This is a genomic window from Acinetobacter stercoris (genome assembly GCF_900323515.1).
Classification (GTDB): domain Bacteria; phylum Pseudomonadota; class Gammaproteobacteria; order Pseudomonadales; family Moraxellaceae; genus Acinetobacter; species Acinetobacter stercoris.
Genome location: NZ_OOGT01000127.1, coordinates 1 through 11,308 on the forward strand (window position 1 = coordinate 1; position 11,308 = coordinate 11,308).

Here is an 11,308-nt window from a genome sequence, read left to right on the forward strand (position 1 = left end):
TACAAATCGATTTAAAGTTTAAAAGTAATTTGTTTTTACGATTATATGGAATTTGTATTTATTCTAAAGTTTATGCTCAGGATGACAGTAAAGAGACGTTTGTACATGACTTTATTTTTGCTGCATGGACGAAAGTAATGAGTGCAGACTGTTTTGATCTGAAAAAATAATCGTAAGGCTGAAAAAAATACCGATCTGATGACCGGCATTTTTATTTAATTATTGGTTTTGGCCCGTTTCCAGAGCAAGTGGCTCATCACAGCTTTGCCTTTGGATTGAATCGGTGAAGCTGGACCAAGCTTTAATGTATCACCTTCTAAAGAAACGATACGTGCTTGTTGCTGTCCCAACCAGTTGGGGAATAGTGACACTTGCATTTCATGTTGAAGACCTTGATTTGTTTCATCGACAAAGTAGCGCCCTGAATAGGCAATATAGCTTTGAGCTTCTGCAATATATTCTTCATCTGTACCTTTAAACCAGTCACCAGAAGCGAAAGCAAGACGTTCCTCTCCCATGAGTTGTGCCGACATATAACCATCAGGAGTATACATAATGATTCCTGTTGCATGTTTTCCTAGTGGGTAAAAAGGTTCAGAACCATCTATAGGGACTTCTACATACGTTTCCAGTTTCCATGTTCCAATCAGCTTGTCTCGTAAAGTCATAATATTGTCCTTTTAACCTACGTATTGTGTGTCACCATCAACCGGAATTAATTGTCCCGAGATAGATTTTCCTGAATCAGATGCTAAAAAGAATGCAAGTTCGCCAATATGCTGTGGGTTAACCATATATTTCAACGATTGTACTTCGAGGGATTGCAGGGTTTCTTCTTCTAAACTGCGTCCGCTGACTTCAGCACGTTTTTGAAGAACTCCAAGAAAGCGAGGACCTTCTACTGCACCCGGTGCAATTGCATTGACACGGATATTGTCTGCCCCAAGCTCCATCGCCAGTGTCTTGGTAAAACCGACCAGCCCCCACTTTGTTGTTGAATAAGCAATGCGGTTTGGGTAACCAAAGCGACCTGCGGCTGAGGACATATTGATAATAGAGGCTGTTCGGGCTTGTTTTAAATAAGGGATCGCAAGTTGGGTCAAGCGAAATGTTGAATTTAAATTGATTTGAATAACTTTTTGCCACTCATCTATAGGAAGTTCCTGCATAGAAACCGTTGGTCCAGAAACGCCAGTGTTATTGACCAATACATCCAGTCCACCTAAAGCTTGGATTGCTTGCCCAAATATATTTTCCAGTTCGGCTAAATTGCTTAAATCTGCCTGAAAAGCCAAAGCTTGTGGATATGCATTTTTAAAGTGTTTAATGGCTTCAGGGTCAATATCAATCACGCAGACCAAAGCTTGATGTTTTATAAAGACATTTGCGATTGCTTTGCCAATGCCAGATGCACCAGCACTAATAAGTACTTTTTGTTGTTCCATGTTTTATCTCCTAAATCGGATGTAAAATGACTTTAAAGGTTTTAGTGGTATAGTTGAAATGAATGATTGATATAGGTTGGTATAAATCAAATGGATGTCTTGTCACTGCGTCATTTTGATTTGAATTTATTACTTTCTTTGCATGTATTACTAAAGCTTAAAAATGTCACACATGCTGCACAAGTTCTGAATATCAGTCAGCCTGCATTGTCAGCACAGCTAGCTCGCTTGCGCCACTCATTTCAAGATCAATTACTTGTTCCTTCGACACATGGAAAGGGAATGGTCTTGACCGAAAAAGCAGAAGTACTGATTGAGCCTTTAGAAACTTTAGTCAATCAATTGCAATTAATTCATCAAACTGAGCCTAGTTTTGACCCGGAACATGATGAACGTATCTTTAAAATAGCAGTAAGTGACAGTGCCTCTGTCAGTCTTTCCAGAGTGATAGCGGACTTTTTAGCTACATTAACGAATAATATTAAAATAGAGTTTGTACATTGCGAACCTGCTAAACTGACAGAGCAGTTAGAACAGGATCAACTTGATTTAGTGATTGATCTTGAAAATAACTTACCAGATCATTTTCCTGGTTTAATGTTGATAGATGAAGATTTTGTATTGTGTTTTGGTCTTCAGCATCCATTGAGTCAACAACGCACTTTAAGTGTTGAAGAATATTGTTCCTTAAAGCATATTATCGTGAAAACAGATGACCAGAGTTTTACAGGTTATACTGATTTAAGTCTTAAAATGCTGGGTCATAAACGAGTGATTCAACATAGCCTTTCAAGTTTTGTGATGGCAACGCAGTGTTTAATATATAGTGACTATGTTTGTACCTTACCGCGACATTTAGTCCAGCATGCATCAGAACCTTTACAGTTTCTAGAGCTTCCCTTTATTTCCCCTCGTTATAAACTCAGAATGTTGTGGCATCCTAAAAAGCAGGATAATCCTGCCATTCTTTGGTTAAGACATATGATTTATACTTTTGTAAGAGGAGAATAGATAGATTATTAACGATATTTATGGTGATTTGATAGCATTATTGAGAAGCAATTGATTGGAAACTTGCCGGATGTCTTTTTCTAATGTATCCCATTCTTGAAATAAAGGTTCAATCAATAAAGTTTGAGAAATAAAGCCATAACAAATACGTTGTAAATTCAGTGCAAGCCTGCATATATCCTGCTCATCATTTTTAAATGGTTCTAAAATGTCTTGCCACATATGTACCATCATGGCATAACTTTTTTGGTAAATTTCAACACTGGAAATTTGTCGTTCTAATAAAAAAGTTTGTGCCCATAAAAATTGTTGTGCCTGGATTTGCTTGATCTGGAATTGAATTACATGCTGTAAATAGTCTGGTAAAAATAATTTTGTGGATAAGTCATATAGGCTTTGTGCATAACTTTTTAGAGATTCAGCATTGTTTTTTACCTGTTGATGGATCATCAAAGCAACCAGATCTTCTTTTTGACTAAAATATTCATAAAAAGTACCCAGTCCGACACCTGCAACATCAGTAATTTCCCGAATCGTAATATCACTCACAGCTTTGTCTTGCAAAAGCCGAACAAAACTCTCCATCAGTGCATCCTGAGTAAAACGGGCACGAGACTGTTTGGGTTTACGCCGTACTTTGATCAAGGTTTGCTTCATAAAAAGCCGAACATGCAGTGTTATCCATTCATTTATACTGAATGCAACAGGAAAAAATAACAAGTCAGGTAGAGCAATGAATGCATGGAATACACATCAGATTTCAAATCAGTTTGATGAGCTGAGTGATTATAACCTTTTTGAAACTGATCAGGTTTTAAATGAAATATTGGTCCGCTATGGCAGTCAGGATCAGCAGATTTTAGCTCGGTTTGGACAAAAAGTTGGGACAAAGAAAGCTTATGAAAATGCTGAATTGGCAAATCGGCATACTCCAGAATTACACAGCTTTGATGCACGTGGTCGTCGAATCGATTATTTGGAGTTTCATCCTGCATGGCACAAATGGATGGAATTGAATCGTCAGTTTTCTGTGCATGCGTATCCTTTTATTGTGGAGCAAAGCTCAAGTAAATGGGTAGATTGGGCTGCACGTTTTTTTATTTCAGGTCAGGTGGAATGTGGAAATTTATGTCCAAATGCCATGACACTTGGCAGTATTCCTTTGATACAAAGAGAACCTGAACTCTGGGAAAAAATAGGTTCAAAACTTTTATCAAATGAATATGATGAGCGTGATCTGCCGATTTCTCAAAAGAAATCGATATGGCTAGGTATGGGAATGACTGAAAAGCAGGGCGGGTCTGATGTTCGTGCCAATGAAACCTATGCCAAACCAATTGCTGAGAGTGGACGGGGACAGGCGTATTTACTTACAGGACATAAATGGTTTTTTTCTGCTCCCATGTGTGATGCACATTTGGTTGTTGCTAAAACTGAACTGGATGGTTTGGCATGTTTTTTGTCCCACGCTGGCTTGAGGATGGCAGTAAAAATACTGTCAATGTACAAAGATTAAAAGATAAAGTAGGAAATCGTAGTAATTCCAGCTCAGAAGTTGAATTTCAGGATGCTTGGGGCATCATGATTGGAGAAGCTGGTCGTGGGATTCCGACCATTATCGAAATGGCAAACTACACTCGCTTGACTTGTTCTGTTGGTTCAAGTGCCATGCTGCGTCAGGCGTTGGTACAGTGTCTAGCTTATACCAGACAAAGGAAGGCTTTTGGGAAACATTTGGCAGAGCATCCTCTGATGCAGGCTGTTCTTACTGATCTTGCTTTGGAAACAGAAGCCGCAGTTCAGCTTAGCTTCCATCTGGCACATTGCTATGATGCTGAGGATGATTTGTCATTGGCATGGAAAAGAATAATGACACCAGCATCCAAGTTCTGGATTTGTAAACGTGCTGTTGAGTTGACAGGCGAAATGATGGAAGTCTTTGGTGGCAATGGTTATGTTGAAACAGGCATTATGGCACGGATTTTTAAAGAAGCTCCAGTCAATACGATCTGGGAAGGTTCAGGCAATGTCATGTGTCTGGATGTATTGCGTGCTATTTCCCATGATCATGAATCAATAGAGCTATTATTTCATTCTTTTGCCGAAACCGCATCACAAGAGCCAGTTTTACAAAATGAATTACAGTCGCTATTCAGACTTTTTAGTCAGTCAAATTCACATGACTTGCAATTTACAGCGAGGGCGTTGGTCAGCCGTTTAGTTATTTTGGCTCAGGCCGTTTTATTGAAACAGCATGCTCCAGATTTTGTATCAGATGCTTTTATTCAAACTCGTTATCGTGAATTTCATGGTCAGGTTGTTGGAATGATTGATCCTAAAACTGTGGATGTAGAAAAGCTACTGGAGAGAGCCTTAGCAAGCGAATAGATCACGTGTTGTTCAGAGACAAATAGCTGAAGCTAGCGGTTGGAGAGCCTATCTTTTTAGAACCGTTCCCTCCAGTGGGTAATCCAAGTTGACGTAACTCATGATAGATGAGTTCAATAAAACTTTGATGATTAAAGCGCTTGAAAATCGCTCAAAAAACACTATTATTACTTTCCCTGCGAAGTATTCGTTGGGGGAATAAAACATCAAGTGATAAGGTGAAGCAAATGGCGAAAAGAAAGCAACAGCCAGAGGGTATTACCAATAATCTGGTTGCAAAACATATGCATGAATTTAATACCAGTCATGTATTTGTAGATCGTAAAAAAGAAAGCAAACGTGGTTATACAAAACACAAAAAAGGTCGATATTCTGATGATTATCGACCTTTTTCATTGTGTATGATCTAGATTTTAAAAATTAAACTGAAACCAATCTTGATGTTTTGACCATATCTGCAAGTCCATGATGTTTAAAATAATATTCCATCCAGCTTTTCACAATCAGCGGATTATTCATTTTTACCACATCTTCAAGTAATTGCTGCGCATCGCTCATTGGGACATGGCAAATGGCTTTACGTACTCGTAAAATATTACTAGAACTCATTGATAACGTGTTGAATCCCATCGCCATAAGTAAAATAGCCGACAACGGGTCACCTGCCATTTCACCACAGATACTGATCGGCTTGTCGTATTTATGGCATTCTTTTACCAGACGTTGTAAAGCAATAATAATTGATGGATGGAAATGAGAGTAAACACTGGATACTCGCGGGTTATTCCGATCTACGGCAAGTAAATACTGAATAAGGTCATTTGATCCTACAGAGAAGAAATCGACCAGTTCTGCAAATTCTCCAATTTGTAGAAGAATACTCGGAACTTCTACCATAATCCCGATTTTAGGTTTGGTAATTTTTACCTGTTCTTCTTCCTGTACTGCCATCCAGTCACGTTCCAGCAGATATAATGCTTCTTCAACCTCGCTGACACTTGTAATCATTGGCAGTAAAATATGCAGATTATTTAAACCAATACTGGCTTTAAGCATGGCACGTATTTGTGATGAGAAAATCTCTGGATGATCCAGTGTAAAACGGATTCCTCTCCAGCCTAAAGCGGAGTTTTCTTCCTCGATCTCAAAATAGGGTAAGTCTTTGTCAGCACCAATATCCAGTGTCCGCATGACAACAGGTTTATTGGCAAAATGGCTAAGCTGCTGACGATAAATGGAACGTTGTTCTTCTTCACCTGGGAAACGTTCACGCAGCATAAAAGGAATTTCCGAACGATATAATCCAACGCCTTTTGCACCACGTTGTACACCACGTACCACATCTATCATCAAGCCAGTATTAACATATAATTTGACTGCTACACCATCGGGAGTAATCGCATCTTTGGTTTCATACTGTTTGAGGTCTTTAGCAATTTGCTCTTCTTCTTTTTGAATTTCTTTATAGCGTTGACGTAAACGACGAGGAGGGTTTAAAAAAACCCGTCCTTGGTAGGCATCAACAATCATTTCTGCATCATCTAAAGTATTGACTGGAAGCTCGGTTACACCGACGACTGTAGGTATACCCAGTGCACGTGCAACGATAACCATGTGTGAATTGGCAGCACCCTCACTGGTCACAATAGCCGCGATTTTATCGACAGGAAGTTCGACTAGAGCTGCTGTACTGATTTCTTCTCCTATTAGAATACTTTCAGCGCTTAGCTCCCGATGACTGGAATCATTTTCCTGTAGAGACGCTAAAATACGTCGACCGAGATCTTTTAAATCAGACACTCTTTCACGTAAATAGTCATCCTCCATTTGTGCAAACAACGCTACATGTTTATCAATTACACGTTTAACTGCACCTTGGGCCCAATTTCCTTCACGTATGATTTCTTTAATTTCAGCAGGTAATGCATTTTCATCCAGCATTCTAAGGAATACGCTAAATAAAGCGCGTTCTTCAGACATAAGCGAATCTTGCATTTTTTCATCAAGTGATTGAATCTCGGAACGTACTGAAATAATTGCTTGATCGAGAAGTTCAAGTTCTTCACTGATGTCATCAGCTTCACGGTCTGGCACGGCAGCGAGATCAGCAGGCGGATACAGAATAATTGCACGACCTAGTGCAATACCTCCTGAACCTGAAACTCCCTGAAAGGTTTTATAGGCAGGAGAGCTGCTTGCTTTACGGAAAACGTCAATATTTCCAACCGCGTGAGCATGTGCAATAACACCTGATAGTTGAGCACAAAGTGTAACCAGAAAGGATTCTGCCGCTTCACTAAAGTCTTGAGGCTCTTTATTCTGAACGACCAGCACTCCCATCACTTTACGACGGTACATGACAGGTACACCAAGAAACGAGTTATATATTTCTTCACCTGTTTCAGGGAAGTACATAAAACGTTCGTGCTTTGGTGCATTGTCCAGATTGACAATTTCCTCACGTTGTCCAACCAGCCCGACCAATCCTTCGCCAAGTTGCAGTGAAACATTGCCTACCGCTTCAGGATTTAAGCCTTTGGTTGCCATCAACAGGTAACGCTGATTACGCTCATCGAGCAAATAAATGGAACAGACATCGACATTCATGGCTTCGGAAACCTGATTAACCATAATTTCCAGAGAATCATGCAAACTGACAGACGAATTAATTTCTTGGACAATCCGTCGAAGTGTGTCTAGTTGCATGTTTGACATAAATGCGTACTCCTAATAAAGAGTGAATCCCAAGTCCATTATTTATAGCAGTAGTCTAATAAAAAATCATTCACATTTATGAAGAAATTTCAGAAGTTTGCTGCGGTAATTGCATACATAGCTCCATCATGGCTTTGCGGTAAACATCACGTTTGAAATTCACTACTTGACCGAGCGGATACCAATAACTCACCCATTGCCAGTGATCAAATTCTGGCGGGTCAGATAGATCCAGCTGAATATGCCCAGCTGAAGCTGTAAGTTTTAATAAAAACCACTTCTGTTTTTGTCCAATACAAATCGGGTCAGAGTCTGACCTAATGTACCGATGTGGCAAACGATAACGCAGCCAACCTTTGGTTTGCGCAATAATTTGGACATGTTCTGGCAATAAGCCGACTTCTTCTCTTAGCTCTCTAAAAAGTGCCTGTTCAGGAGTCTCTCCGTATTGAATACCTCCTTGCGGAAATTGCCATGCATTGTGACCAATGCGTTTTGCCCATAAAACCTGTCCATTATCATTTGCCAAAATGATCCCGACGTTGGGTCGGAAACCTTCTGAGTCGATCATTTGGCTACCTAAAAATTTATCAATATCGTTGACTTTGAATTCGGGGACAGTCACTCTTAAGTCCAGCTCGAAAAAGATCAAAGTAAAATGTTTTAAAATTGCTATGATCTTAACGAATTTTGGCCGTCTAGCCGAGCTAGAATTACAATTTTTTTCTTAAATTTCAGTTTGAACGAGTATTTTCATGAAATTGGCGCTGTTTGATCTTGATCACACCTTATTAAATACCGACTCTGACCATTCCTGGGGGGAGTTTTTAGTGAATGAAGGCTTGGTCGACCCTGTCCATCATCGTCAAATGAATGACAAGTTCTATGAAGATTATAAGGCTGGGCAGCTTGACCCGATTGCATATAATGAATTTGTATTTGAATTCCTTACGCAACATGACAATGAATATTTGACCGAACTACATCAGTTATTCATGGAAAAAATTATTCGTCCACAGATGCGTGCAAAGGGCTTTACTGCGATTCAAAAACACAAAGATGCAGGGCATGACATTATCGGTATTACAGCGACTTCAGATTTTATCACTGCTCCTATTTTTCGGGAATTTGGTATCACTGAAATCATTGCAACTAATGCTGAAATCAAAGAAGGTAAATATACAGGTAAAGTGGCAGGTTTGGCGTGTTATCAGAAAGGTAAACTGGCACGTCTGGAACAATGGTTAAATGGACGAGATGTTTCAGAATCTTGGGCATATTCAGACTCAATCAATGACCGTTTTTTGCTTGAATATGCAGATCACCCGATAGTGGTATGCCCGGATGAGCGTTTGGAAGAGCTTGCCAAAGCGCAAAACTGGCCAATCGAAGACTGGTCGATTTAAATTGATCTTGAGAAGCAGCGTAATATATGCTGCTTTTTTTATCATATAAAACAAACATTAAGCATTTTTTGTGCTATAGGTACGAAGCATATATATTCAAATTTTTATATTTCATTTACCTTTTGGGGCAGGTTGTGGATCAAATCGAATATGTGCAAATACCTAACGATCAACAAAATCAATATTATGAAAAGTTTATTGGTCAAAAATACTTAAAATATTTTCAAAAGCATTTTGCTGAAATCAATGAAAAGAAAGCCTTCTCAGGCTTTAACATTGCAGCTTTTTTTCTGGGGGTATTTTGGCTTTTATACCGAAAAATGTACCTCTATAGCGGTATTTATATTTTATTGATGATCTTATTCTGTTTTATTCCAATACCGGATTCTTTTGCCAGAGCGATAGGTATTGGTTTTGCTGCGACGATGGGATGGAGTGGAAATGGTCTGTATAAATACTTTGTTGATCAGAAAATTAAAAAAATACAAATGACTCACTCAGGCAATATTGAGCAGCAATTAAAACAGCAGGGTGGCACAGATATTCATGCTCCGATCGGATTATTCATTGTGCTTAGCGTATTATTTTGGATCGCAGCAAACTTTCCATAATTAAATATAACAACGTACCTGAGAAACCTTTCCAAAGGCTGTTTGCTAATTTGTAACTTTAAAATTAATTTAAAAATGTTATTGTTAATTAGAAAATAATAGCTCAAAAGGGGAATAAAAATGAGTTCAGTTAGACCAAGAATGACGCATCTTTTTGAACAGCTTGGTTTGGATGCCAGCGAATCAGCCATTGCAGAGTTTATTGAATCACATCAATTAGATCGGGATGCATTTATTAATGAAGCAAGTTATTGGACTGAGGCGCAAAGGCAGTTTATTGAAGAAAAAATGAAATCTGATGGGGAGTGGGCGATTGTAGTTGATCAGTTAAATGAATCTTTACATGAAGACTCTGTGCAACAATAAAATCATGAATGAATCCCGCCCATAGATTAAGGGCGGGATTTTTAAAATAGAAAAATTATTTCATCATTTCAATCAGTTCTAACACCGCTTTAGATTGGGTACGTCCAGGATGCCAGACCATACCTAAAGCGCGGTGCATATTGGTTTTGATATCTAACTGATGCAGATCCTGATTTAACAAGGTACGAGGTAAAACAGACCAGCCTAGACCAATTGAAACCAGCATACGAATGGACTCAAGCGGGTTGTTGCTCATTGTGACTTTAGGTTTGAGTCCTTGTTTTTCAAACTCGGCTAATGTGATCTGACTTGTGTAGGTTTGAGCAGCAGGCAACAGGCTTGGATATTCCATTAGATCTTCAAGTTTTAAATTTTTCTTGTTTGCCAATGGATGAAATGGTGCAACTACAAATACCAAAGGATCATCCCAAATCGTGATGTATTTCAGACGTTCATCACCTACTGGCGGGAGGGTTAAAAAGGCTAATTCAAGATCACCAGCCAACACTTGCTCATGTGCCTGTTCGGAATCCACAAAATGTACGTCTAGGGTAACATCTGGAAATTGTTGAACATATTTTTTTAAATGATGGCGTAAGTGGTGTAGACCGATATGATGACTTGTGCCAATTTTAAGCTTACCTTGAACTTGCCCCTGTTCATGACTCAGGGTGTGATGGATATCCCCTAATTCATTTAGCCAGTTTTTAACTTTAGGTAATAGTGAGTGAGCAGCATGTGTAGCTTGAACACCACGACCAGCTGATTCAAATAATTTGACCCCAAAATACTCTTCCAGACTATGAATACGTTTCGTGACAGCAGGCTGAGTAATGAATAATTGATCTGCAGCCATGGAAATGGAACCTGTTTCCATGACTTTTACAAAGGCTTCAAATGCTGCGAGATTCATAAGCGTTTATCTAGGTTATGAAATAAAGTATTAATTATAAAATAATTTTATAAAGTTTGCGAACTTAAAGATGTAAATAACACATTTTTTTTCAAATAAAAAAAGACCACCTAATACTGTAGATGGTCTTAGTGAGGTAAAACATTTTTAGGGTTATACAGAAATTTCAGAATTAATCGGTTTTGTATCTTGTTTGCGTGTCCATACTTTTTCATGGAAAAAGAAAGCAACTGCCTGAACAGTTGGTTCTAGTAGGCTTAAAGTCATTGCCATCCAGAGATTACCTGTTACGATATAAGCAACTACCATTGCAACACTAATGTGCATAATATAATAGCTTAAGGTTTTTTTTAAGGTTCGCTGGTTATTGCTTACAAAATTTTGAATACGGACCATAATGATTACCTCACATTTCATGTTTAATTTCTGAATATATAAATAATAATCATTATC

At 38.7% G+C, this 11,308-nt stretch carries 12 protein-coding genes and 1 pseudogene; 6 read left to right on the top strand and 7 right to left on the bottom strand.

The window, feature by feature from the left end:
* Positions 1–215 precede the first annotated feature (215 nt).
* Together KPC_RS12825 and KPC_RS12830 are read right to left on the bottom strand one after the other, a co-directional pair.
* Positions 216–668 carry a lipocalin-like domain-containing protein gene (locus KPC_RS12825; RefSeq protein ID WP_121974755.1) on the bottom strand — a complete coding sequence of 151 codons (453 nt, stop codon included), beginning with the start codon at positions 666–668 and terminating at the stop codon, positions 216–218.
* A gap of 12 nt (positions 669–680) precedes the next feature.
* On the bottom strand, positions 681–1,445 hold the full coding sequence (locus KPC_RS12830) for an SDR family oxidoreductase (protein WP_121974756.1): 765 nt from the start codon (positions 1,443–1,445) through the stop codon (positions 681–683).
* Positions 1,446–1,544: 99 nt separating this feature from the next.
* Here KPC_RS12830 and KPC_RS12835 point away from each other — a divergent pair, with 99 nt between their 5' ends.
* Entirely contained in the window at positions 1,545–2,456 is a 912-nt protein-coding gene (locus KPC_RS12835) for a LysR family transcriptional regulator (RefSeq protein ID WP_171334490.1), read from the top strand.
* An 18-nt stretch (positions 2,457–2,474) separates the two neighbouring features.
* On the opposite strand, the gene KPC_RS12840 is transcribed toward KPC_RS12835, so the two are convergent.
* A complete protein-coding gene (locus tag KPC_RS12840) occupies positions 2,475–3,113 on the bottom strand; it encodes a TetR/AcrR family transcriptional regulator (RefSeq protein WP_121974758.1) in 639 nt (212 codons plus the stop codon).
* Positions 3,114–3,189: 76 nt separating this feature from the next.
* On the opposite strand from KPC_RS12840, the pseudogene KPC_RS12845 reads away from it, so the two are divergent.
* Both KPC_RS12845 and KPC_RS12850 read left to right on the top strand, forming a co-directional pair.
* Positions 3,190–4,844, top strand: a pseudogene (locus tag KPC_RS12845) (acyl-CoA dehydrogenase family protein).
* 227 nt (positions 4,845–5,071) lie between these two features.
* On the top strand, positions 5,072–5,254 hold the full coding sequence (locus KPC_RS12850; protein WP_121974759.1) for a DUF7230 family protein: 183 nt from the start codon (positions 5,072–5,074) through the stop codon (positions 5,252–5,254).
* Positions 5,255–5,264: 10 nt separating this feature from the next.
* On the opposite strand, the gene ptsP is transcribed toward KPC_RS12850, so the two are convergent.
* Complete coding sequence (gene ptsP / locus KPC_RS12855) at positions 5,265–7,559, bottom strand: phosphoenolpyruvate--protein phosphotransferase (RefSeq protein ID WP_121974760.1); 2,295 nt, start codon at positions 7,557–7,559, stop codon at positions 5,265–5,267.
* Between the two features lie 76 nt (positions 7,560–7,635).
* Positions 7,636–8,130, bottom strand: coding sequence for an RNA pyrophosphohydrolase (locus KPC_RS12860; RefSeq protein ID WP_121974765.1), 495 nt, complete (start codon positions 8,128–8,130; stop codon positions 7,636–7,638).
* 184 nt (positions 8,131–8,314) lie between these two features.
* Here KPC_RS12860 and KPC_RS12865 point away from each other — a divergent pair, with 184 nt between their 5' ends.
* The 3 genes from KPC_RS12865 to KPC_RS12875 all read left to right on the top strand — a co-directional run bounded on the left by KPC_RS12865 (position 8,315) and on the right by KPC_RS12875 (position 9,942).
* Complete coding sequence (locus KPC_RS12865; RefSeq protein WP_121974761.1) at positions 8,315–8,965, top strand: HAD family hydrolase; 651 nt, start codon at positions 8,315–8,317, stop codon at positions 8,963–8,965.
* Between the two features lie 134 nt (positions 8,966–9,099).
* Positions 9,100–9,576, top strand: coding sequence for a DUF2628 domain-containing protein (locus KPC_RS12870; RefSeq protein WP_171334491.1), 477 nt, complete (start codon positions 9,100–9,102; stop codon positions 9,574–9,576).
* A gap of 120 nt (positions 9,577–9,696) precedes the next feature.
* A complete protein-coding gene (locus KPC_RS12875; protein ID WP_121974763.1) occupies positions 9,697–9,942 on the top strand; it encodes a DUF2789 family protein in 246 nt (81 codons plus the stop codon).
* A 55-nt stretch (positions 9,943–9,997) separates the two neighbouring features.
* On the opposite strand, the gene KPC_RS12880 is transcribed toward KPC_RS12875, so the two are convergent.
* Both KPC_RS12880 and KPC_RS12885 read right to left on the bottom strand, forming a co-directional pair.
* Positions 9,998–10,855 carry a LysR family transcriptional regulator gene (locus tag KPC_RS12880; protein ID WP_121974764.1) on the bottom strand — a complete coding sequence of 286 codons (858 nt, stop codon included), beginning with the start codon at positions 10,853–10,855 and terminating at the stop codon, positions 9,998–10,000.
* A 153-nt stretch (positions 10,856–11,008) separates the two neighbouring features.
* The gene (locus tag KPC_RS12885; protein ID WP_121974766.1) at positions 11,009–11,251 is read right to left on the bottom strand and encodes a DUF2061 domain-containing protein; all 243 of its coding nucleotides are present in this window, start codon (positions 11,249–11,251) and stop codon (positions 11,009–11,011) included.
* Between the last annotated feature and the right edge of the window lie 57 nt (positions 11,252–11,308).